We start from the raw sequence: 22,228 nt of genomic DNA on the forward strand, positions 1-22,228 counted from the left end.
TTTCGGCAGCCACGCCCGGCGCCGCCCGCGCGGACCACCTCCCTTCGGTGCCGCCTCGGCGCCCGTCAGGGCTCCCCCGGCGCCCCCAGGCCCCCTCGGCGCACGTCGGCGCTCCTCGGCGCTCCTCAGGGACTCCCCCCAGACGCGGCCCCTCACTGCGCGCGTCCGTCGTCCTCCAGGTGCTCTGCCAGTACCTCCGCGAGGTGTCTCCCCCGGGTCCCCGCCAGCTGCTCCAACTGGGTGCGGCAGGAGAAGCCGTCCGCCAGGACCACCGCTCCCTCGGGGGCGTCCCGCACGGCGGGCAGGAGCTGCTCCCGCGCACAGGCCGCCGACACCTCGAAGTGGCCCTTCTCGAAGCCGAAGTTCCCGGCGAGGCCGCAGCACCCGCCGCTCAGGTCCCCGCCGAGACCCGCGGCCTCGCGCAGCCGCCGCTCGGCCGCGTCGCCCAGGACCGCGTGCTGGTGGCAGTGGGTCTGGCCGACCGCCGGACGGTCCAGGCGGGGCGGGGTCCAGTCGGGTGCGTGCCGCTCCAGGGCCTCCGCGAAGGTGAGGACACGGGCGGCGAGACGGGCCGCGCGCGGGTCGTCGTGCAGCAGCTCGGGCAGGTCGGTGCGCAGGGCGGCCGCGCAGCTCGGCTCCAGGACGACGACCGGCACGGCCGTCTCCAGCACCGGTTCCATCAGGTCGAGCGTGCGGCGCAGCACCACGCGCGCGTGGTCGAGCTGGCCGGTGGAGACGTACGTCAGCCCGCAGCAGACCCGGCCCCGGCGGGCGGTCAGCAGCGCGGCCGCGCTCCTCGACCGGCCGTCGCCCACCGGCCGGCCCCGCATCCGCAGGGTCGGTGGCAGCGCCACCCGCAGCCCCGCCGCCTCCAGGACCCGTACGGCGGACCGGCCCACGGACGGCGAGAGATGCTCGGTGAAGGTGTCGGGCCACAGGACGACCAGGTCACCGCCCTGCCCCGGGCCGGCGAGGACGGGTTCCCTGCGCCGCCACCACCCGCTGAACGTCTGCCGCGCCAGCCGCGGGATGTCCCGCTCGGGCGCGATCCCGCCCAGCCGCTTGGCGAGGCCCGTCAGCGGGCCGACCGAGGCGAGCGCGTTGAGCGCGGCGGCCGCCCGCAGCCGGCTCACCCACCGCAGCCACACCGGCAGCCACCCCATGCTGTAGTGGGCGGCCGGACGCCGACGGCCCGCGTAGTGGTGGTGCAGGAACTCCGCCTTGTAGGTGGCCATGTCGACCTCGACGGGGCAGTCGGAACGGCAGCCCTTGCAGGACAGGCACAGGTCGAGCGCGTCCCGGACCTCGGTGGAGCGCCAGCCGTCGGTCACCAGCTCACCGGCCAGCATCTCGTGCAGCAGCCGGGCACGCCCGCGCGTGGAGTGCTCCTCCCGGCCCGTGGCCCGGAACGACGGGCACATCACCCCCGGCCCCGCTCCCGCCCCGGGCACGGCCCCCGGCGCGGTCGTCGTACGGCACTTCGCGACGCCGACGCACCGGCGCACCGCCGCCGAGAAGTCACCGCCGTCGGACGGGTAGCCGAAGACGACGTCGACCGGCTCGCGCGGGAGCACGGCGAAGCGCAGGTTGCCGTCGAGGGGCGCGGGACGCACCAGCATCCCCGGGTTGAGGAGGTCGTCCGGGTCCCAGACCGCCTTGGCCCGCTCGAACAGGGCGACCATGTCCTGCCCGTACATCTTCGGCAGCAGCTCGGCCCGGGCCTGTCCGTCACCGTGTTCGCCGGAGAGGGAGCCGCCGTGGGACACGACCAGTTCGGCCAGTTCCTCGGAGAACCGGCGGAAGCGGGCGATCCCCGGCGCCGTCAGCAGGTCGAAGTCGATGCGGACGTGGATGCAGCCGTCCCCGAAGTGCCCGTACGGCGTGCCGCGCAGGCCGTGGCCGGTGAGCAGCGCCCGGAAGTCCCGCAGATACGCGCCGAGCCGGGCCGGCGGCACCGCGCAGTCCTCCCAGCCGGGCCAGGCCTCCGTGCCGTCCGGCATGCGGGTAGCCGTCCCGCTCGCGTCCTCGCGGATCCGCCACAGCGCCCGCTGCCCGGCGGGGTCCCGCACGATCCGCGCGTCCAGGACGTCCGCCGCGCGCACGACGGCCTCCGCACGCGCGCGTGCCTCGCCCTCCGACTCACCGCCCGTCTCCACGAACAGCCAGGCCCCGCCCCTCGGCAGCCCGGCCGCCGCGTCCGACGGCACCAGGTCGGCCGCCATCCCCTCCACGGTCAGCGGTCCGAACGGCAGCAGCCCGGCTGCGGCCTCGGCGGCGGCGCCCTCGTCGGCGTACCCGAGCACCGCGAGCACCCGCGCGCGGGGAGCCTCGACGAGCCGTACGACGGCCTCCGTGAGCACACCCAGGGTGCCTTCGCTGCCGCAGAAGGAACGGGCCACGTCGGCGCCGTTCTCCGGCAGCAGCGCGTCCAGGGCGTACCCCGAGATACGGCGGGGCAGTTCGGGAAAGCCGGTCCGCAGCCGGGCGAGTTCGCCGTCGACCAGTGCGCGCAGGCCGTCCGGCGCCCCCGTCCACCCCTGCCCGAGCCGCAGCCGCCCCCCGCGCGCGGTGACGACCTCCAGCTCGCGCACCCCGTCCGCCGTCGTCCCCCAGGCCACGGAGTGGGAGCCGCACGAGTTGTTGCCGATCATCCCGCCGAGCGTGCAGCGGCTGTGGGTGGAGGGGTCGGGACCGAAGCGCAGCCCGTGCGGGGCGGCCGCCTCCTGGAGCCGGTCGAGAACCAGCCCCGGCTGGACGACGGCGGTCCGCGTCCCCGGATCCAGGGCGACCAACCGGTTCATGTGGCGCGTGAAGTCCAGCACCACGCCGGTGCCGGTGGCCTGGCCCGCGATGGACGTCCCGCCGCCCCGCGCCACCACCGGGACCCCGGCCGCCCGGCACACCTCCAGCGCGGCCGCCACGTCGTCACCGTCCCGGGGTGCCACCACGCCCAGGGGAACGCGGCGGTAGTTCGACGCGTCCATGGTCACGAGCGCCCGGGAGGTGACATCGAAGCGGACGTCACCCCGGACGGCCTTGCGCAGCTCGGCCTCAAGATCCGTCATGGTTTCAGCAAACCAGCATGCGTCCGCCTCCCACAGCCCGTCCGGCGTTCGAGGACGAGGCCGTCCAGGCCGAAGGTGAAGGGAACGGGAGACGCCGGGCCCAGCCCCCGGCGCCCCGGGTACGGCCCCAGGCGCCCCCGGACACGGCCACAGGCGCCCGGGTACGGCCCCAGGCGCCACGACACGCACCCGTCTCACCCGACGGACCAGGTTTCACCCAGGTTTCCCCCACCGGCTAACCTCGCTTCCGTGGCTGAGATCCGGATTCCTGCTGACATCAAGCCCGCCGACGGTCGATTCGGCGCGGGCCCCTCCAAGGTGCGGGTGGAGGCGCTGGACGCCCTGGCCGCCACCGGCACGTCCCTCCTCGGCACCTCCCACCGCCAGGCCCCGGTCAAGAACCTGGTCGGCCAGGTACGCGAGGGCATCTCCGAGCTGTTCTCCCTGCCCGAGGGCTACGAGGTCGTCCTCGGCAACGGCGGCTCCACCGCGTTCTGGGACATCGCGACCCACGGCCTGATCGAGAACAAGTCGCAGCACCTCACGTTCGGCGAGTTCTCGTCCAAGTTCGCGAAGGCCGCCAAGCTGGCCCCGTGGCTGGCCGAGCCGACCGTGGTCTCCGCCGACCCCGGGACGCACCCCGAGCCCGCGGCCGAGGCGGGTGTCGACGTCTACGCCTTCACCCACAACGAGACCTCCACCGGTGTCGCCGCCCCGGTCAAGCGCGTGCCGGGCGCCGACGAGGGATCCCTCGTCCTGGTGGACGCCACGTCCGGCGCCGGCGGCCTCCCGGTCGACATCGCCGAGACGGACGTCTACTACTTCGCCCCGCAGAAGTCCTTCGCCTCCGACGGCGGCCTGTGGATCGGCGTGTTCTCCCCGGCCGCGATCGAGCGCGCCGAGCGGATCCACGCGTCCGGCCGGCACATCCCCGAGTTCTTCAGCCTGCCGACGGCGATCGACAACTCCCGCAAGAACCAGACGTACAACACCCCGGCGCTCTCCACCCTCTTCCTGCTGAACCAGCAGCTGGAGTGGATCAACGGCCAGGGCGGCCTGGACTGGTCGGTGCGCCGCACCGCCACCTCCGCGCGCACGCTGTACGGCTGGGCCGAGGACGTGAAGTACGCCAACCCGTTCGTCACCGACCCGGCGAAGCGCTCCCAGGTCATCGGCACGATCGACTTCTCCGACGACGTGGACGCGGCCGCCGTCGCCAAGGTGCTGCGCGCCAACGGCATCGTCGACACCGAGCCCTACCGCAAGCTCGGCCGCAACCAGCTGCGGGTCGCGATGTTCCCGGCGGTCGACCCGGCCGACGTCGAGGCGCTCACCAAGAGCATCGACTACGTGATCGAGAAGCTCTGACCGCTTCGGTGCTCGCGTGAGTACTCCTCAGGTATGAGGACGAAGGGCGCCCGGTGCACACCGGGCGCCCTTCGTCGCGTCTCACACCGCCGGGCGGCTCACTCCACAGGGCATCTCACACCGCCGTGCGGCTCACATCGGCGTGCGGCTCACGCCGCCGTGCAGCTCAGGCTCGGCACACCCCCGCCCCCGGGCGTACCCCCGAACCCGAAGCTCGCCGAACCGCCCGCCGGGACCGCCCCGTTGTGCGAGGCGTTCACCGCGGTCACGTCGGCCCCGCTCTGGGTGTACGAGGCGTTCCACATGCTGGTGATCTGCTGCGCGCCGCTCCAGGTCCAGGTCACCTTCCAGGAACCGATCGCCGTGGTCCCGGTGTTGGTGACCTTCACCTCGGCGTTGAAGCCGCCGCCCCAGTCGCTGCTGACGGTGTAGGCGGCGGCGCAGGAGGCCGTACCGCCACCACCGCCCCCTCCGCCGCCACCGCCGCCGGTCCCCGGGAAGCCGGGCGCCTTGACGCTCGCCAGGTAGCCGTCCTTCACGGTGTCGACGCTCTGCCAGTCGTCCTTGAGGATGCCGCCCGTGTCACCGGAGTTGGGGTTCCAGGACCAGAAGGTCCAGTGGAAGGAGTCGGCGCCGTACGTCGACGTCGGCCGGAGGTAACTCACCAGGGCCGCAAGCCACTTCTGGTCCACCGTCGACTGGAGCGTGGTGCCGAACTCGCCCACCCACACGGGCGCGATGTTCTGCTTGAAGATGTAGCCCCAGTACTTGTCCCAGATCCCCGGCATGTTCGCGGGGAAGGCCGGGTCGCCGAACCAGCTCTGCTGGGCGACGCTCGTCGCGTAGTCGTGGGCCGAGTACACGACCCGGTTCGCCACGTCGAGCTGTACCGGGTACTGGCCGACGCCCATGAGGTTGCCGCCCCACCAGCCGGAGACACCGTTGAAGGTCTGCACCCCCTCGACGAAGATCAGGAGCGCGGGGTTGACGGAGAGGACGGCGTTGCCCGCCCGCTGCGCGGCCAGCCGCCAGTCGGTCGCGGTGTCCCCGCAGCCCCAGCAGGCGGGATCGTGGGGTTCGTTGTGCAGGTCGATGCCGACGACGGTGTCCTGGCCCTGGTAGCGGGCCGCGAGGGCCTTGAGGTTGGTGATCCACGTCGACTCGGGGACCGCGGCCGTGTACCAGAGCGCGGACTGCCCGCCCCCGTCCGGCCGGTGCCGGTCGAGGATGACCTTCAGACCGTCCTGACCGGCGTACGAGACGATCCTGTCCAGGATCTGGAGCGAGTTCAGGCCCTGGAGGTCGGCGTTCTTGCCGCCGCTGAAGTCGATGCTGTTGGGGACGGTCGTGCTCTTGAAGATGTCGTCGCTGTAGGGGATGCGGATCGTGTTGTAGCCCAGCGTCCTCATCTGGTCGATCATGCTCTTGTAGTCACGGGACCAGAGTCCGTGGACGACGTAGTTGCCGGTCTCGAAGCCGAACCAGTTGATCCCGGCGATCCGGACCGGCTGTCCGGCGGCGTCCAGGATCTGCCGGCCGCTGGTGTGCCAGTAGCCGGCTCCGGCCTCGGCCGCGACGGCGGCGTCCGTCGCGCGGGCCGTCTGCGCTCCGGCTCCCAGCGGTATCAGTAGCGCGGCGGCCAGGCCGCACAGCACTCTTCGCAAGCTGCGGAACAATTCGCTGCTTCCTCTCGGGAGGCGCGGGCCCGAAACACATGGGAGCGCTCCCATACACCGCGCACCCCCCAGGAAACTGACACACCATGACCACGTCAAGAAGCGCGGCAAGGGCGGCGACGACGGCGACGGCAGCGGCAGCGGCAGCGGCAGCGGCAGCAGCCGAAAGCGCTCAGTTGCGGCGCAGCAGCCGTCGGAGGCCGAAGAAGGCGACGCACACCGCGGCGACCGCCAGCGCGCCGAACTTCACGCTGCCGGTGGCCGAGGGCCCGTCGCCCTCCTCCGAGGCGCTCGAACTCCCGCTCCCGGACGGCGACTTGGCACCCGCAGCAGAGCCCTCGGGCGCGTCCTCCGCCACCACGGAGCTACCGGCGCCCTCGCTCCCGTACAGGAGCCTGGTGCCGTCGGCGGAGTAGCTGACGGACTCCCCCTGCCGCTGGAGCGGCACGTCGAGCCGCCCCTCGCGCTTGATCTTCCCGCCGTTCCAGGCGTAGGAGATACCGCCGAAGTAGCCGCGGACGGCGAGCTGGGCGCCGTCCGGCGAGAAGGCGGCGTCGGTGGCCCAGAGGTCGACGGCGGCGACGGGCTTGAAGATGTTCGCCCCGGAGGCGGAGAGGTTCGCCGGCCCCTCGTAGAGGTGCCCGCCGTCCTCCTTCTTGTCGATGATGTAGACCCGCCCGGTCTTGGGGTGCACGAGGAGCGACTCGGCGTCGCGGGCGCCGTCGGAGTACTTCACGACGTACTGGGTGGCCTTGACGGTCTGGTCGACGAGCTTCTCCGGCTCGGGCAGCCGGTAGATCCACACGTACTGCCAGGTGCCGCCGAGGTTGTCGCCGATGTCGCCGACCCAGATCTCGTTGCCCGGCCCGATGGAGATCGCCTCGACGTCGCGGGGCGTGCCAACGCCGGTCAGGGTGAGCCGGGCGACGGTCTTCCCGGTCGCGCTGTCCACGGCGTAGAGATAGGGGCCGTCGTCGCTGTCGTTGTGGGTCCAGTAGACGCCCGGGTGCCGACGCGAGGCGGCGAGACCGCTGGACTCGGTGATACGCGGATCCTCGATGGTGAATCCCCTGTCGCCGTCGGCCGCGTACGCGGAGGGCGCGGTGGACGCGGTGAGCACGGTGAAGGCACCCGAGAGGAGGACCCCGGCGAGAAGGGCTCCGGCCCGGACGGCGAAAGATCGGCGCATGCCCACAAGCCTGCCATCCCGCCCCGCCGTTCACGGATTCGTGGCCGGTCTCACACGCCCCCGGAGGGGGTGATCCTTTGCCGATCCCTCATCATGAGCGGATGCTCAGGTTCATGCCCGTAGGCGACTCGATGACGATCGGCAGCTCGGGCGAGCACACCTGGCGTTACCGCATGTGGCGGCACCTGTGCGCCACGTACGGCGGCCCGTTCACGCTGACCGGCCCCCGCGAGACGCTCTACGACAAGACGACGGACTCCGCCGCCTCGCACGCCTACGCCGACCCCGACTTCCCGCGCGGTCATCTGGCGGGCTGGGGCGAGGGCTGGCTGCACATGGCTCCGCTGATCGGCGACGCGGTCCGCGAGACGGGGGCGGACGTCCTGCTGGTCTCGCTCGGCCTGATCGACCTGGGCTTCTACACGAACGCCGAGCAGACCGCGGAGAACGCCCGCGTCTTCGCCGCAGAGGCCCGCGCGGCGAACCCGCGGATCGCCATGGTGTGGCTGCCGGTCATCCCCAACATCCGCGCCGCGGACGACGCGCCCTTCGCCGCCCAGGTCGCCCGCTTCAACGAGCTCCTGGCGAAGACGGCCGCCGACCTGGACGAGCCGGGCTCCCCCCTCCTCCTGGCCTCGGTCCCGGAGTCCTGGGACATCGGCACCGACACCTACGACGGCACCCACCCGAACGCGAACGGCGAACACCGGCTGGCGTCGGCCTTCGCGGAGGCGATGCACCAGGGGTGGGGGCTGGGCGGGGAGTACGCGGGCTGAGGGACGCGCCTCACCCGGTTCTGGCATATGCGCTCCGCGCCGTGCCCTGGTGCCACCTCTACACCCAACCCAAGGGCGGCGAGTACGTCAGTGAACTGTCTGTCACGTTCGGTACGGACATCGACCTGACCACCACCCCCCTCGGCCTCACCCTCAAGACCGACGAGTTCCCCCGCGACTGACCTGTTCCCCGGCCGGTCCCCCTTGCCTGGAGCGCACTCCAAGTCGTTGGCTTGAGTCCCATGAAGTACACGCAGCTCGGACGTACCGGACTCAAGGTCAGCCGCCTCGTCCTCGGCACCATGAACTTCGGCCCGCAGACCGACGAGACAGACAGCCACGCGATCATGGACGCGGCGCTCGGCGCGGGCATCAACGTCTTCGACACCGCGAACGTGTACGGCTGGGGTGAGAACAAGGGCCGTACCGAGGAGATCATCGGCAGCTGGTTCGCGAAGGGCGGCGGGCGCCGTGACCAGGTCGTCCTCGCCACCAAGGTGTACGGCAACATGGCCGCCGACGGCGACGCCTGGCCGAACCACGACAAGCTGTCCGCGCTGAACATCCGGCGGGCCGTCGACGCCAGCCTCAAGCGGCTCGGCACCGACCACATCGACCTCTACCAGTTCCACCACATCGACCGCAGCACTCCCTTCGAGGAGATCTGGCAGGCCGTCGACGTACTGGTCCAGCAGGGCAAGATCCTCTACGCGGGGTCGTCCAACTTCCCCGGCTACAAGATCGCCCAGGCCAACGAGACCGCGGCCCGCCGCGGCGGCACCATCGGGCTGGTCAGCGAGCAGTGCCTGTACAACCTGGCCGAGCGGCGCGCCGAGATGGAGGTCATCCCGGCCGCGCAGGAGTACGGCCTCGGAGTCATCCCCTGGTCGCCGCTGCACGGCGGTCTGCTCGGCGGGGTCATCAAGAAGCAGGCGGAGGGCGGGCGCCGCGCCTCCGGACGGGCCGCCGACACCCTCGCCGATCCCACAGCACGCGCGCAGATCCAGGCCTACGAGGACCTGCTCGACAAGCACGGCGTGGAGCCCGGGGAGGCCGGCCTGGCCTGGCTGCTCACCCGGCCCGGCGTGACCGGCCCGATCGTCGGTCCGCGCACCGCCGAGCAGCTCGACTCCGCCCTGCGCGCGGTCGAACTGGAGCTGAGCGAGGAACTGCTGTCCGGCCTGGACGAGATCTTCCCCGGCCCGGGCCCTTCCCCGGAGGCCTTCGCCTGGTAGCGGGGTGCGCCTCGGCGGCCCCGCTCGGCCTATCTACCGAGCGCGGCCGCCAGGGCCACCACGACGAACAACAACACGAGCGCACCGGCCATGATCCGGTTCCTGGTCTTCGGGTCCACGGGTGGAGCCTAACCGGCCCCGCCGAGCGCCCAGCGCCCGACCGGCTCGTACCGGGGCTGCTCCCCGGGAACGCCGGACTTCGGCAGGCTGCTGCGCACCAGCACCAGTTCCCCCACCGTCCAGGTGCGGCCCTCGAAGGCGTCCAGTGCCTCGACGTACGCCTGCACGTCGACCGCCTCGCGGCTGCGGGCCAGCGTGAGGTGGGCCTTGTAGCGGCGGTGCTCCCCCATCTCCACGCCCGCCTTGCGGGCCGCCGCCTCCGCCCGGTCGGCCAGCAGGCGCAGCGCCGGAACATCCCCGGCGGCCCCGGCCCACAGCGCCCGCCCGTGGCCGAACTGTCCCCCGCCCCGCACGGCCAGCGCGAAGGGGGTGCCGCGGTGCGCTGCCCGCCCCAGCCGTGCCGACAGCTCCGGTACGAGGTCGTCGTCGACCTCGCCGTAGAAGGCGAGGGTGAAGTGCCAGCCGGGGCGGCCCGTCCAGCGCAGCCCGTCCGCACCGGGCAGCGTGCGCAACCGGGCGACCTCGGCGGCGAGTTCGTCGGCGATGTCGTCCGGGGGCAGCACGGCGGCGAAGAGTCTCATGCCCCCGATTTTCCCGGTCGGCGGGGCCGTCCGCCCGGCATGATGGGCGTCATGCGGATCACCATCAGAGACGGCGGGCCCGACGACGTCCCCGTGATACTCGGCATGCTCGACAGCAGCGTGGAGTGGCTGGTCGCGCAGGGGCGGCCCGGCCAGTGGGGGACGGAGCCGCTGTCCCGGAGCCCGAAGACGCTGGAGTCGGTCGTCCGGTACATGGACGAGGGCTGGGTGTTCGTGGCCGAGGCCGACGGCGTGCCGGCCGCCACCCTCACCCTGACCGACTCGCCCGGCGCGTATCTGGCGCACCTCCCGCCGCCCGGGGAGCCCGAGCGGTACATCCACTGGCTCGCCTCCGACCGCCGCTTCAAGGGCCACGGGGTGGGCAGCGCCCTGCTCGCGCACGCCGCCGAGGAGACCCGGCGGGCGGGCGTCGGCCTGCTGCGGGTGGACTGCTACGCGGGGGACGACCGCAAGCTCGTCGCGTACTACGAGGCCAACGGCTTCACCTCGACCGAGGCCTACACCGTCGGCGCACACGCGTGGCCGGGCCAGGTGCTGGCCCGGAGTGTTCGGCCCCCCGCCGCATCCTCCGGGTGACGGGTGACGATGACGGGTGGCCGGATGTGGGTGACGGGTGACGGGTGACGTCGTACGCCGTCAGGCCACCGCGGCGAGTTCCCGGGTCTCCCGGGGCACGAACCGCACGCTCGGGTGGCCGTGGTTCCAGCCCACCGCCAGGCGCAGGTTGCCCATCCGGGCCAGGACCAGGCCGATGACGACGGCCGCGGCGGCCGACACGGCGCCGCCCGCCGCCAGGCCCGCCCGGACGCCGTACGCGTCGGTGATCCAGCCGGCGATCGGCGCGCCGATCGGGGCACCGCCCATGAACACCATCATGTAGAGGGCCATCACCCGGCCGCGCATGGCCGGGTCGGTGCTCATCTGGACGCTGCTGTTGGCGGTGACGTTGACCGTCATGCCGAACATGCCGATCGGGGCCATGAGCAGGGCGAACAGCCACAGCGAGGGAGCCATGGAGGCCACGATCTCCATCGTGCCGAAGGCCACCGCCCCGGCGACCAGCACCCGCATCCGGGCGGTGCCGCGGCGGGCCGCGAGCAGGGCTCCCGCCAGGGAGCCCACCGCCATCAGCGTGTTGAAGAGGCTGTAGGAGCCCGCGCCGGCGTGGAAGACGTCGTCGGCGAAGGCCGAGAGGTACACGGGGAAGTTGAAGCCGAAGGTGCTGACGAACCCGACCAGGACGATCGTCCAGATCAGCTCGGGGCGCCCGGCGACGTACTGGAGCCCCTCGCGCAGCTGGCCCTTGCCGCGCGGGGCGCGCTCGACGGCGTGCAGGTCGCGCGAGCGCATCAGCAGCAGGCCGGCGAGGGGGGCGACGAAGGACAGCCCGTTGAAGAGGAACGCCCAGCCGGTCCCGACGCCGGTGATCATCACGCCGGCCACGGCGGGGCCGACCAGCCGGGCGGACTGGAAGTTCGCGGAGTTGAGGCTGACCGCGTTCTGGAGCTGGTCGGGGCCGACCATCTCGGAGACGAAGGTCTGGCGGGCGGGGTTGTCCAGGACCGTCGCGAGGCCCACGGCGAAGGCGGCTACGTAGACGTGCCAGACCTGGACGTGGCCGGAGAGGGTGAGGACGGCGAGCGCGATGCCGGTGAGGGCCATCGCGGACTGGGTGAACAGCAGCGTCCGGCGCTTGGGCAGCCGGTCGACGAGCACGCCGCCGTAGAGGCCGAAGAGCAGCATGGGCAGGAACTGCAGGGCCGTCGTGACGCCGACGGCGGTCGCGGAGCCGGTGAGGCTGAGGACCAGCCAGTCCTGGGCGATGCGCTGCATCCAGGTGCCGATGTTGGACACGACCTGGCCCATGAAGAACAGGCGGTAGTTCCTGACCTTCAGAGAGCTGAACATCGACGACTTGCGGGCGCCCGTGGCGGGCTTCCCGGCAAGGGTCTCGTGGGTGGTCGGTGCGGGGGCGGAGTCTGCTCCGGATCCCGAACTCAAAAGGGTCGCCTCCTCGTGGCTGACGGCTGTCTACAGGTGTGCGAGTTTCTCCAGCACGGGGGCGGCGGCGCGCAGTTTCGCCCACTCGTCCTCGTCGAGGCCGTCGACCAGGGTGGCCAGGAAGGCGTTCCGCTTGGCGCGGCTCTCCTCGAGCATGGCCTCGGCCTGCTCGGTCTTGGTGACGACCTTCTGGCGCCGGTCCTCGGGGTGCGGCTCCAGCCGGACCAGACCCTTGGCCTCCAGCAGCGCCACGATGCGGGTCATCGAGGGCGGCTGCACGTGCTCCTTGCGGGCGAGCTCGCCCGGGGTGGCACTGCCGCAGAGGGAGAGGGTGCCGAGCACCGACATCTCGGTCGGGCTCAGCGACTCGTCGACCCGCTGGTGCTTGAGCCGACGGGACAGCCGCATCACGGCTGAACGCAGGGAGTTCACGGCGGCAGCGTTGTCGCCATGGGTGAGGTCAGGCATCTCTTTAGGGTAACTCATTACTCTGGCTAAACAAGCTGGGGGGTGCCGGGATTCCCCGTGAGCCCGGCCACGGAAACCTCGTCATCACTCGAACGAGTGAGGAGGCAGCGAAAGTGACCGGACTGCGGTACGTGCCCGCGACCCTCGTCTCATGGGGACCAGTGTGCTCAGCCTGCGGATAGACGGGGAGCTGCTCGAACGGCTCCGGCAGCATGCCGCGAAAAGGGGAATGAGCGTCCAGGACTATGTCGTCCAGACGCTCATTCGTGATGACTTCGACGAGCGGTTCCAGACCGCCGTCGAGGAGACGGAGAAGTTCTACGGGCTCACCTGAACCGCCGCCGCACGAGCGGGGACCAGGTGAGCCCGGGGGCCGGCATCAGGTGAGGCCGAGGGCCGGCATCAGGTAGTAGAAGGCGAAGACGGCGGAGACCACGTACATGGGCACCGGGACCTCGCGGCCGCGCCCGGCCGCCAGGCGCAGCAGCACGAAGGTGATGAAGCCCATGCCGATGCCGTTGGTGATCGAGTAGGTGAACGGCATCATCACCATGGTGATGAAGGCCGGGATGGCGATGGTGAGGTCGGCCCAGTCGATCTCCTTGACCGAACCGGCCAGGATCAGGAATCCCACCGCCAGCAGGGCCGGGGTGGCGGCCTGGGACGGGACCATCGTGGCGACCGGCGTGAGGAACAGCGCGACGGTGAAGAGGCCGCCGGTGACGATGTTCGCGAGGCCGGTGCGGGCGCCCTCGCCGACTCCGGCCGTGGACTCCACGAAGGCGGTGGTGGCGGAGGAGGAGCTGGCGCCGCCCGCGGCGACCGCGAGGCCGTCGACGAAGAGGACCTTGTTGATGCCGGGCATCTCGCCCTTGGCGTTGGTCAGCTTGGCCTCGTCGCTGACGCCCATGATCGTGCCCATGGCGTCGAAGAAGCACGACAGCAGGACCGTGAAGACGAAGAGGATGCCGGTCAGGACGCCGACCTTGCCGAAGCCGCCGAACAGGCTGAACTCGCCGATGAGCCCGAAGTCGGGGGTGGCGACGGGGTTGCCGGGCCACTCGGGGGTGGTGAGGCCCCAGGACGGGATCGTCGCGACCGCGTTGATGATCAGCGCCAGGACGGTCATCGCGACGATCGAGATGAGGATCGCGCCGGGCACCTTGCGGGTGATCAGGGCCAGCGTGAGCAGGGCGCCCAGGATGAAGACGAGGACCGGCCAGCCGTTCAGGTGACCGTCGGCGCCGAGCTGGAGCGGGACGGTGGTGTGGGCGGCGTCCGGGATGCGGCTGACGAAGCCGGAGTCGACGAGCCCGATCAGCATGATGAACAGGCCGATACCGATGCTGATCGCCTTGCGCAGGCCGAACGGCACCGCGTTCATGACGCGCTCACGCAGACCGGTGGCGACCAGGAGCATGACCACGAAGCCCGCGAGCACGACCATGCCCATGGCGTCCGCCCAGGACATCCGGGGGGCGAGCTGGAGCGCGACCACCGAGTTCACGCCGAGTCCGGCGGCGAGGGCGATGGGCACGTTGCCGATGACGCCCATGAGGAGCGTGGTGAAGGCGGCGGTGACACAGGTGGCGGTGACCAGCTGACCGTTGTCGAGCTGGTGCCCGTACATGTCCTTCGCGCTGCCGAGGATGATCGGGTTCAGCACGATGATGTACGCCATCGCGAAGAAGGTGGCGAAACCGCCCCGGATCTCGCGGGGCAGGCTGCTGCCCCGTTCGGTGATCCTGAAGTAGCGGTCGAGGGCGCCGAAGAGGGGCGTGGCTCCCGGCTGTTCAGGGGCGGGGACCTTGGCGGGGGCCGACGTGGGCATCTTTTGGCGTTTCCTACGAAGAGAAGTGGTCAGTACCAAACCGTTTCAGTATGAACATATAACGTTCGGATCGGCCATCTCCGCGCGTAGACCCGTCCGCCTCGTAAGCTGAGCACCATGAAGAAGTGGATCCCTGAACACGAGGCGCCGGAGCCCCTGGAAGGCCCCGTGGTCGCCACCGTCACCGGCGGCACGATCCTCTGGTTCGCCCTCTTCCTCCTCCAGCTCCCCTTCTACGGCTGGTACGACGACCACGGCCATCTGTGGTGGATCTGGACCTGCCTCGCCGGCGCCGGACTCGGCCTCATCGGCATCTGGTACGTCCGCAGACGGGACGCGGCGATCAAGCGGGACGCGGCCGGCGGGCCGGCCGGGCCCGCGGACCCGGTCACCGACTAGGGGCTGTCCCCCAGACCGGTCCCGGGCCGCTACTACCGAGGTACCGGACGGCACCACGCCCGTCCTCCCGAAGTCGGATCTTCGGCGTCCTCGGGGGGTGAACCCCCACATCCGCACGTACCGTCGATCCCATGGCCCACACCGACGCCCCCGCCTCCGTGCCGACGGCGACCGGCCTCACCGCCGCCGAGGTCGCGGAGCGGGTCGCGCGTGGCCAGGTGAACGACGTACCCGTCCGCAGCAGCCGCTCCGTCGGCGAGATCGTCCGGGCGAACGTCTTCACCCGGTTCAACGCGATCATCGGCGTCCTGTGGGTGGTCATGCTGTTCGTCGCCCCCATCCAGGACGGCCTGTTCGGCTTCGTGATCCTCGCCAACACCGGCATCGGCATCATCCAGGAATGGCGGGCGAAGCAGACCCTGGACTCCCTCGCGGTCGTCGGCGAGGCCCGGCCCACCGTCCGCCGCGACGGCACGGCCGTCGAGGTCCCCACCGCCGCACTCGTCCTGGACGACCTCATCGAGATCGGCCCCGGGGACAAGGTCGCCGTGGACGGGGTGTGCGTCGAGGCGGACGGCCTGGAGATCGACGAGTCACTGCTCACCGGCGAGGCCGACCCCGTCGTCAAGCGGCCGGGCGACCAGGTCATGTCGGGCAGCTTCGTGGTGGCCGGCGGCGGCGCCTTCCAGGCCACGAAGGTCGGCCGGGAGGCCTACGCCGCCCAGCTCGCCGAGGAGGCCTCCCGCTTCACGCTCGTCCACTCCGAACTGCGCTCCGGCATCTCCACGATCCTCAAGTACGTGACCTGGATGATGGTCCCGGCCGCGATCGGCCTGGTCGTCACGCAGCTCTTCGTCAAGAACAACGACCTCAAGGAGTCCATCGCCCGCACCGTCGGAGGCATCGTCCCGATGGTGCCCGAAGGACTCGTCCTGCTCACCTCGGTCGCCTTCGCGATCGGCGTCATCCGACTCGGCCGAAAACAGTGCCTGGTGCAGGAGCTGCCGGCCATCGAGGGCCTCGCCCGCGTCGACACCGTCTGCCTGGACAAGACCGGCACGCTCACCGAGGGCGGCATGGACGTCACCGGGCTCAGCACGCTCGACGGCTACGACGAGTCGTACGTCCGCCGGGTCCTCGGGGCCCTCGGCGAGTCCGACCCGAGGCCCAACGCCTCCCTCCAGGCGATCATCGACGCCTACCCGGACGCCGAGGACTGGCGCTGCACCGAATCCCTGCCCTTCTCCTCCGCCCGCAAGTACAGCGGCGCCAGCTTCAGCGAGGGCAACGGGGAGAACGGCACCTGGCTGCTCGGGGCGCCGGACGTGCTGCTGGCCGACGGCGATCCCGCCCTCGCCGAGACCGAGCGGCTCAACGAGCAGGGCCTGCGGGTGCTGCTGCTGGCCCGCGCCGCCCGCGACCTCGACGACCCCGAACCGGCACGCGGCGCCAAGCCGGCCGCTCTCGTCGTACTCGAACAGCGGCTGCGGCCGGACGCCGCCGACACCCTGCGCTACTTCGCCGAGCAGGACGTCCACGCCAAGGTCATCTCCGGCGACAACGCGGTGTCGGTGGGGGCGGTGGCCGCCAAGCTCGGGCTGGACGGGCGTACGGTCGACGCGCGCCGGCTGCCCGCCGAGCAGGAGGGCATGGGCCGGGCGCTGGACGAGGGCACGGTGTTCGGCCGGGTCACCCCGCAGCAGAAGCGGGACATGGTCGGCGCGCTCCAGTCACGCGGGCACACGGTCGCGATGACCGGGGACGGCGTCAACGACGTCCTCGCGCTCAAGGACGCCGACATCGGCGTCGCGATGGGCTCGGGATCCGAGGCCACCCGGGCGGTCGCGCAGATCGTGCTGCTGAACAACAGCTTCGCGACCCTGCCGTCGGTGGTGGCGGAGGGCCGGCGGGTCATCGGCAACATCACCCGCGTGGCCACCCTGTTCCTGGTGAAGACCGTCTACTCGGTGCTGCTGGCCCTGCTGGTGGTCTGCTGGCAGGTCGAATACCCCTTCCTGCCCCGGCACCTGACGCTGCTGTCCACCCTCACCATCGGCATCCCGGCCTTCTTCCTCGCCCTCGCACCCAACAAGGAACGGGCCCGGCCGCACTTCGTACGACGGGTGATGCGGTACTCGATCCCGGGCGGGGTGGTGGCCGGAGCAGCGACCTTCGTCACCTATCTGGTCGCCCGTCACCACTACACCGGCGCGGGCTCCTTGGAGGCCGAGACCAGCGCCGCGACCCTCACGCTGTTCCTGATCTCGATGTGGGTGCTGGCGATCATCGCCCGCCCCTACACCTGGTGGCGGGTGCTGCTGGTGGCCTCGATGGGCGCGGCGTTCGTCCTGGTCCTGGTGGTCCCGTGGCTGCAGGACTTCTTCGCGCTGAAGCTGATCGGCATGACCATGCCGTGGATCGCGGTCGGGGTCGCGGCGGTGGCGGCGGTCGCCCTGGAGTTCTCCTGGAAATGGGTCGACCGCCGCTTCCCGGCCTAGCTGCGCGCGTGCCTCATGTGCCGCGCGTGCCCGCCTACTTGACGTCGACGAAGTCGCCCGCCGCGCTGACCGCCGGGGTCGTCGTGGTGCCGGCGAAGCTGTAGCGGTAGTAACCGTCGGCGGCCGCCTTGACCGTGGTCTTCAGGGCGCCGGTCGAGCTGGTCTTCACGGTCTTGACCGTGGTGTAGGTGGTGCTGCCCTTCTTCTTGAACTGGAGCATCTCGGAGTCCGTTGACTCGTCGGGTGAGATCCATGACGGACGGAGCCGGTTGTGCGGCGGGAGGTAAGAGCCGCGCATGAGCGGCGAACGGCCGGCCCCGGACTTCCCGGGGCCGGCCGTTTCTCCTGGGGCGCTCCGCTTCGGTGCCCTACTTCACGTCGACGAAGTCACCCGCGGCGTTGACCGCCGGGGTCGTCGGGTTGCCCGCGAAGACGAAGCGGTAGTAACCGTCCACGGAGGCCGTGACCGTCGTCTTCAGGCCGCCGGTGGTGCTGCTCTTGATGGTCTTGACGGTGCTGTAGGTGCTGCTGCCCTTCTTGCGGAACTGCAGCTTCACCGACTGGGTGGAGACGCCGCCGTACAGGCCGGTGTCCCAGTTGGCGCGGGACAGCTTGCCCGTGACGGTGAGGGTCTTGCCCTTCTTCACCGGCTCCGGCGCGGCGTTGACCGTCAGCTTGGAGAAACGCTGGAGCTTGGTGGTGGCCAGGGCGTCGCCCTCGGCGTAACCGACCTTGGTCCAGTCGATGTCGTCGTCGCTGTACGGGTCGACGTCGTTCCAGTCGATGACGTAGCCGAGCGCCTTCCAGGTGGTGGCGTCGGCGTTGTAGAGCTCCTCGCCCGGGAGGATGTCGATCGTGCCCTTGCAGGAGGCGACCGTGGCCGAGGTGTTGGTGCAGGTCGGCCAGTCGTCGCCGACGAGGATGTTGGCCGGGTCTTCGTAGGCGCCGCGGTAGATGACCAGGTCCAGCTCGGTGTCGCCCGCGGTGACGTCGACGCCCGCGCCGTGCGTGACCGTGAAGGTGACCGGGACCGTGACCTTGCCGGTGGTGCCGGCGACGATCGGGAAGCCCTTGTTGATCTTGACGTTGCCGAACTTGGCGTCCAGCGCGTACGGGGTGCCGGTGTCGGCGGCGGTGGAACCGGTGAAGGCGCTCTTGCCGGAGGTGGCCGCGTGGAGGGCCTTCAGGGTGTCCACGGGGTTGTGCGAGTCGCTGCCGGTGGCCTGCGCGGCCGGCACGGCGAAGGCGGACAGGGCCAGGGCGCCGGTGACGGCGGCCACGGTGGCTCGTATGCGCATTGCGTTCCCCCTGAGGAGAGGGGCCCGGACGGTGGCCGTTCGCACGGCTCGTCGTAGCATCCGGGGCCCAAAGTGATCGTGGAGTCTCTTGACTCATGTGATCAGATGCCTGCTGGGGGCGGATGGTTGTACGAACGGTGTGAAATTCGTGGAAGGAATCTTCACATCCGCCCGGCCCCGCCCCCAGCCGGTCGCCGCCCGCCCCCGCGGCCGGGTCCCGCGTCAGTCGAACCAGCGGTCGCGGGCCAACTCCGCGGTCCGTGAAGGGTCCTCCAGCAGGGCGGCGACCTCGAAGCGGCGCGGCCACTGCCTCGCCGCCCAGGCGAGTCCGGCGGCCACGCCCTCCACGGTCGCGGCGTGCAGGACGCCGTCGTCGGTCAGCCGCCAGTCGATCTCCACGCCGTCGACGAGGAGTTCCTCGTGCTCGACGTACGTGCCGGGCGTGCGCGGCCCGAGCAGCACCCGCACCGACTCCGGTACGTCGTGCTCGACACCCTCGGAGTCGACCTGCCCGGTGACGGACTCGCTCAGCCGCCGCACCTGGAACAACTCGGCGAGTTCGGCGGCCAGGGACGGCCGTACCGGAAGCAGCGGCACACCCTCCGTGAAGGGCAGCAGATCGGGCGAGTCGACGACGACGGCCTCGGCCGCGTCCACGACCTCCACCCGCCCGTCGACGACCGCCCGCAGCTCGTCCGGGAGGGTCACCTGCTCGGGATCCAGCTCGGCCAACGCGCCGTAGAGCCCGTGCAGTTGGGCAGCGGTGACGAGGCGCTCCGGGTCGGCGAGGCGGTCGAGGAGTTCGGCGGCGCCGCCGGGTTCCTCGACCAGCGCGGCCACGGAGGTCCGCACGCCGAGGGCGCGCAGCACCTGCTCGTCGTCGAAGCCGGTGGCGTCGGCCTCCTCGTACAGCCCGCGCAGCAGCGGATCCCCGCCGGCCGCCAGCAGACCGGCCGGACGGCGGCCGTCGAGCACCGGGTTCCCGCGCAGCCACCAAGCCGTGTACGGCCGGACGACCTCGTGGGTGCCGTCCGGCAGCAGGATCCGGACGGGCTGGGTGAGGGCGTCCCGCAGCGGCGGCCGGGCGAGCAGCGCGAGCGCCTGCGGCCAGCGGTCCTCGTCCACGAGGTCGAGGTCGCGGACGGCGACCAGCTCGGTGGCGACCGGCGGCACCGGGCTGTCGGGGAACCGGTCGAGGATGTCCTCGCACCACACGTCGACGGCGTCCAGCAGGCCCGCGTCGTCGGGCTCGGCGAAGTCCCCTTCGCGGGGCTCCAGTTCGTCCGGGTCGAGGACGACATCGGTGGCGCGGACGAGCGCGAAGTTCGCGAGGACGCCACAGGCGGCGAGGGGCTGCTCGCCCCACCGGTCCGCCAGTTCGACGTCGACGAAGGCGAGTTCGTCCTCCCGGACGACGGAGGCGAACGGGCTGCCCGGCAGCACCAGTTCACCGGCGGGGACCAGTTCCCCCTCCTCGTCGGGCAGTGCGAGGGCGCCGAGCCACGGTTCGTCACCGGGCTCCAGGCCCGCGTCCCGGACCAACGCGAGCACCGTGTCGGCGAGTTCCTCGGCGTCCGGGGTGTCCTGCTCGTCCCAGGCGCCGCGGTCGTCGTCCAGGGACGCGGCGACCGCGGCCCGCACCTGCGGGGTGGTCAGCACGGCACGCGGCGTCGCGGGCAGCGCGCCGAGCTTCTCCAGGAGGGGGTGCGCGGCGTCCTGGTGGGCGACCTTGAGGCCGAGACGGGCGAGGACCTCCGGGTCGGGACCGGCCGCGTCCGCGGTGGGCAGCAGCACCTGCCGGGGACCGATGGTGGTCCGCCCGTCGGCAAGCGGCACGGGCAGCCCGGAGAGCCGCTCCGGGTCGACACCGGCCAGGCTGTCGTAGAGCCGGTACCACCACTCCGGGTCCTTCTCCAGGCCGGCCAGCCGGTCCACCGCGTCGGCCAGCGGCATCCGGGCGACGCCGAGCGTGCGCAGCTCGACGCGCCGCTCCAGCCCGGCGGGCAGCAGGGTGGGCAGCACCTCGGCCAGCACCCGCACGGTGTCGGCGCCGGCGCCCTCGACGACCTCGGCGTCCCGGGGGCGCAGCGCCTGCGGAAGCTCGACCACGTCGACCCCGTCGGCCCCGTCGCCTTCCCCGTCCTCCGGGACGGGCCGGACGGCGGGCGGCAGGAACGCGGTCCGCGGCAGCCGCTCCAGGATCGCCTGGCGCAGCGCCCCGTCGAGCTCCCCCTTGCCGAGCGGCCCGGGCACGAGGTCGATGATCCCGGCGCCCACCGGCCGCCAGTCGGCGAGGAGTTCGGCGTACGCGTCGGCCGCGCGCCGCACCAGGTGGTCGGTGAGCGGGCCCGGGGCGGCGTGCCGGCGGGTGGTGTCGAGCGGGAAGGAGGCGATGAGCAGGGCGGGGACGCCGAGGGGCTCGTCGCTGGGGGTGGGGGCGTGCACGACGGGGGTGGTGCGGGGCCGGGCGGGCGAACCGTCGTCGTCGACCGGCACGGCCCAGGTGACCGACCAGTGGGGGCGCAGCCGCTCCTCCACCGGGCGGTCGACGAGGAGGTCGGGCGTGAGAGGGCCGTGCGCGGCGGCGACGCGCCAGCGGGTGGTCCCGTCCCGGGTGTCCGCGACGACGGTGAGGGCGTCGTCGTCGGCGTCGGTGTCCCGGCGCAGGACGCGGGGCGCCTCGTCGCCGATCTCGATCACGACCTCCTCCAGGCCCGGGAGGGCGAGCAGCAGGGCGTCGTCGACGGCGGTGAGGAGGCGTTCGGCGAGGTCGGCGGCGGCGGCGTCCCGCAGGGGCAGGATGACGGCCGTGTCGTACGGGTCGGGGGCGGTGCCCTGGGCGGCGAAGGGGAGCCGGAGCAGGGGCACATGCCCGTCCCGCCGCCGGATCTCGTCGCCGAGCCCCGGGCTGTGCCGGGCGGTCTCGGAGGCGAGCGCGCGGGCCTCGGCCAGGTCCCAGCGGACACCTCCGTGCCGTCCGACGACGGCGGGCTCGTCGGTGACGGCGAGGACGGCGGCGAAGCCGACACCGAACCGCCCGACGGCCACGGCCGACTGCCGGGCCTCACGCTTGGCGGAGGCGCGGAGGGTGGCGAGGGACTCCACACCGGCGGCGTCCAGGGGTGCGCCGGTGTTGGCGGCGACGAGGACGCCGTCCCGGAGGGTGAGCCGCAGCCGTCCGGGCACGTCGGCCCTGGCCGCGGCGTCGGCGGCGTTCTGAGCGAGCTCGACGACGAGCCGGTCCCGGTACCCGCCGAGGACGAGGTCCTCCTCGGCGTTGGCGTCCTCCCGGAACCGGGCGGGGCTGGTGGCCCAGGCATCCAGCACTCCGCGACGCAGGCGGGCCGTGCCGAAGGGGTCCGCGCCCTCGGGTGCCGGCCGCACGAACTTGCTCACGTTCACTCTCCTCATCGGCGTGGGCTCGAAGGTACCGCGAGCCGAAGCACCGCCGGACCGTCCCGCAAGGCCACATCACAATCACACAACAACTGACCCCGGGAAGCCCTGGGCAGGCACGCCGTCGCCCCTGAGGGCCGGGTTCGGTCCCGGCCGGGACCCCTGGACGACCCCTGTGCCCCGAGGGAGCGCCGGGGTGATCCCGGTGGCCACGAGAGGCGCCGGGACGATCCTCGTACGGCCCGAGGGGGGCGCCGGGGGCCCTGGGGCCGCTTCCGTCCGGGGAGGGTCGAAGGACAAGCTCGA

The 22,228-nt window shown here is 72.0% G+C and carries 16 protein-coding genes and 2 pseudogenes; 8 read left to right on the forward strand and 10 right to left on the reverse strand.

Going from position 1 to position 22,228, the window contains the following annotated elements:
* Positions 1-152: 152 nt before the first annotated feature.
* Positions 153-3,065 (reverse strand): FAD-binding and (Fe-S)-binding domain-containing protein, encoded by a 2,913-nt coding sequence (locus tag ASD48_RS08760; protein WP_057600782.1) that lies wholly within the window; start codon positions 3,063-3,065, stop codon positions 153-155.
* Between the two features lie 249 nt (positions 3,066-3,314).
* On the opposite strand from ASD48_RS08760, the gene serC reads away from it, so the two are divergent.
* Positions 3,315-4,433, forward strand: a complete 1,119-nt coding sequence (gene serC / locus ASD48_RS08765) for a phosphoserine transaminase (protein ID WP_057600783.1) — start codon at positions 3,315-3,317, stop codon at positions 4,431-4,433.
* Between the two features lie 149 nt (positions 4,434-4,582).
* On the opposite strand, the gene ASD48_RS08770 is transcribed toward serC, so the two are convergent.
* Both ASD48_RS08770 and ASD48_RS08775 read right to left on the reverse strand, forming a co-directional pair.
* On the reverse strand, positions 4,583-6,109 hold the full coding sequence (locus tag ASD48_RS08770; RefSeq protein WP_057600784.1) for a cellulase family glycosylhydrolase: 1,527 nt from the start codon (positions 6,107-6,109) through the stop codon (positions 4,583-4,585).
* 172 nt (positions 6,110-6,281) lie between these two features.
* Positions 6,282-7,298 carry a hypothetical protein gene (locus tag ASD48_RS08775; RefSeq protein WP_057601086.1) on the reverse strand — a complete coding sequence of 339 codons (1,017 nt, stop codon included), beginning with the start codon at positions 7,296-7,298 and terminating at the stop codon, positions 6,282-6,284.
* Between the two features lie 101 nt (positions 7,299-7,399).
* Between ASD48_RS08775 and ASD48_RS08780 the strand changes: the two genes are divergently transcribed.
* The 3 genes and pseudogenes from ASD48_RS08780 (at position 7,400) to ASD48_RS08785 (ending at position 9,309) form a co-directional block, all read left to right on the forward strand.
* A complete protein-coding gene (locus tag ASD48_RS08780; RefSeq protein ID WP_057600785.1) occupies positions 7,400-8,074 on the forward strand; it encodes a GDSL-type esterase/lipase family protein in 675 nt (224 codons plus the stop codon).
* Positions 8,075-8,124: 50 nt separating this feature from the next.
* Positions 8,125-8,256: pseudogene (locus ASD48_RS44130) on the forward strand (Uma2 family endonuclease); the annotation flags it as partial.
* 60 nt (positions 8,257-8,316) lie between these two features.
* The gene (locus ASD48_RS08785; RefSeq protein ID WP_057600786.1) at positions 8,317-9,309 is read left to right on the forward strand and encodes an aldo/keto reductase; all 993 of its coding nucleotides are present in this window, start codon (positions 8,317-8,319) and stop codon (positions 9,307-9,309) included.
* 128 nt (positions 9,310-9,437) lie between these two features.
* Here ASD48_RS08785 and thpR read toward each other — a convergent pair whose 3' ends face one another.
* Positions 9,438-10,010: an RNA 2',3'-cyclic phosphodiesterase gene (thpR, locus tag ASD48_RS08790; RefSeq protein ID WP_057600787.1), complete on the reverse strand. Its 573-nt coding sequence runs from the start codon at positions 10,008-10,010 to the stop codon at positions 9,438-9,440.
* A 51-nt stretch (positions 10,011-10,061) separates the two neighbouring features.
* On the opposite strand from thpR, the gene ASD48_RS08795 reads away from it, so the two are divergent.
* Positions 10,062-10,607, forward strand: a complete 546-nt coding sequence (locus tag ASD48_RS08795) for a GNAT family N-acetyltransferase (protein WP_057600788.1) — start codon at positions 10,062-10,064, stop codon at positions 10,605-10,607.
* A gap of 60 nt (positions 10,608-10,667) precedes the next feature.
* Here the strand turns inward: ASD48_RS08795 and ASD48_RS08800 are convergent, their stop codons facing one another.
* Positions 10,668-12,032 (reverse strand): MFS transporter, encoded by a 1,365-nt coding sequence (locus tag ASD48_RS08800; protein WP_107104245.1) that lies wholly within the window; start codon positions 12,030-12,032, stop codon positions 10,668-10,670.
* Positions 12,033-12,062: 30 nt separating this feature from the next.
* Positions 12,063-12,500: a MarR family transcriptional regulator gene (locus tag ASD48_RS08805; protein ID WP_057600790.1), complete on the reverse strand. Its 438-nt coding sequence runs from the start codon at positions 12,498-12,500 to the stop codon at positions 12,063-12,065.
* A 151-nt stretch (positions 12,501-12,651) separates the two neighbouring features.
* Between ASD48_RS08805 and ASD48_RS08810 the strand changes: the two genes are divergently transcribed.
* Complete coding sequence (locus tag ASD48_RS08810; protein ID WP_057600791.1) at positions 12,652-12,834, forward strand: ribbon-helix-helix protein, CopG family; 183 nt, start codon at positions 12,652-12,654, stop codon at positions 12,832-12,834.
* 45 nt (positions 12,835-12,879) lie between these two features.
* On the opposite strand, the gene ASD48_RS08815 is transcribed toward ASD48_RS08810, so the two are convergent.
* Positions 12,880-14,331: an NCS2 family permease gene (locus ASD48_RS08815; RefSeq protein ID WP_057600792.1), complete on the reverse strand. Its 1,452-nt coding sequence runs from the start codon at positions 14,329-14,331 to the stop codon at positions 12,880-12,882.
* Positions 14,332-14,448: 117 nt separating this feature from the next.
* On the opposite strand from ASD48_RS08815, the gene ASD48_RS08820 reads away from it, so the two are divergent.
* Positions 14,449-14,730: a DUF2530 domain-containing protein gene (locus ASD48_RS08820; protein WP_057600793.1), complete on the forward strand. Its 282-nt coding sequence runs from the start codon at positions 14,449-14,451 to the stop codon at positions 14,728-14,730.
* 131 nt (positions 14,731-14,861) lie between these two features.
* Positions 14,862-17,228: an HAD-IC family P-type ATPase gene (locus ASD48_RS08825; RefSeq protein WP_057600794.1), complete on the forward strand. Its 2,367-nt coding sequence runs from the start codon at positions 14,862-14,864 to the stop codon at positions 17,226-17,228.
* Between the two features lie 34 nt (positions 17,229-17,262).
* Here the strand turns inward: ASD48_RS08825 and ASD48_RS08830 are convergent.
* The 3 genes and pseudogenes from ASD48_RS08830 to ASD48_RS08840 form a co-directional block, all read right to left on the reverse strand.
* A pseudogene (locus tag ASD48_RS08830) lies at positions 17,263-17,445 on the reverse strand (hypothetical protein); the annotation flags it as partial.
* A 151-nt stretch (positions 17,446-17,596) separates the two neighbouring features.
* Complete coding sequence (locus tag ASD48_RS08835) at positions 17,597-18,526, reverse strand: hypothetical protein (protein ID WP_057600796.1); 930 nt, start codon at positions 18,524-18,526, stop codon at positions 17,597-17,599.
* Between the two features lie 222 nt (positions 18,527-18,748).
* Positions 18,749-21,922 carry a hypothetical protein gene (locus tag ASD48_RS08840; protein ID WP_057601087.1) on the reverse strand — a complete coding sequence of 1,058 codons (3,174 nt, stop codon included), beginning with the start codon at positions 21,920-21,922 and terminating at the stop codon, positions 18,749-18,751.
* Between the last annotated feature and the right edge of the window lie 306 nt (positions 21,923-22,228).

It is taken from the genome of Streptomyces sp. Root1310 (assembly GCF_001426425.1).
In the GTDB taxonomy this organism is placed as follows: Bacteria; Actinomycetota; Actinomycetes; order Streptomycetales; family Streptomycetaceae; genus Streptomyces.

Coding starts and splice junctions, on each gene's coding strand:
- ASD48_RS08780 (WP_057600785.1), top strand. CDS start 7,400: ATGCTCAGGTTCATGCCCGTAGGCGACTCGATGACGATCGGCAGCTCG.
- ASD48_RS08760 (WP_057600782.1), bottom strand. CDS start 3,065: ATGACGGATCTTGAGGCCGAGCTGCGCAAGGCCGTCCGGGGTGACGTC.
- ASD48_RS08795 (WP_057600788.1), top strand. CDS start 10,062: ATGCGGATCACCATCAGAGACGGCGGGCCCGACGACGTCCCCGTGATA.
- ASD48_RS08805 (WP_057600790.1), bottom strand. CDS start 12,500: ATGCCTGACCTCACCCATGGCGACAACGCTGCCGCCGTGAACTCCCTG.
- ASD48_RS08775 (WP_057601086.1), bottom strand. CDS start 7,298: ATGCGCCGATCTTTCGCCGTCCGGGCCGGAGCCCTTCTCGCCGGGGTC.
- ASD48_RS08835 (WP_057600796.1), bottom strand. CDS start 18,526: ATGCGCATACGAGCCACCGTGGCCGCCGTCACCGGCGCCCTGGCCCTG.
- ASD48_RS08810 (WP_057600791.1), top strand. CDS start 12,652: ATGGGGACCAGTGTGCTCAGCCTGCGGATAGACGGGGAGCTGCTCGAA.
- ASD48_RS08820 (WP_057600793.1), top strand. CDS start 14,449: ATGAAGAAGTGGATCCCTGAACACGAGGCGCCGGAGCCCCTGGAAGGC.
- ASD48_RS08815 (WP_057600792.1), bottom strand. CDS start 14,331: ATGCCCACGTCGGCCCCCGCCAAGGTCCCCGCCCCTGAACAGCCGGGA.
- thpR (WP_057600787.1), bottom strand. CDS start 10,010: ATGAGACTCTTCGCCGCCGTGCTGCCCCCGGACGACATCGCCGACGAA.
- ASD48_RS08825 (WP_057600794.1), top strand. CDS start 14,862: ATGGCCCACACCGACGCCCCCGCCTCCGTGCCGACGGCGACCGGCCTC.
- ASD48_RS08785 (WP_057600786.1), top strand. CDS start 8,317: ATGAAGTACACGCAGCTCGGACGTACCGGACTCAAGGTCAGCCGCCTC.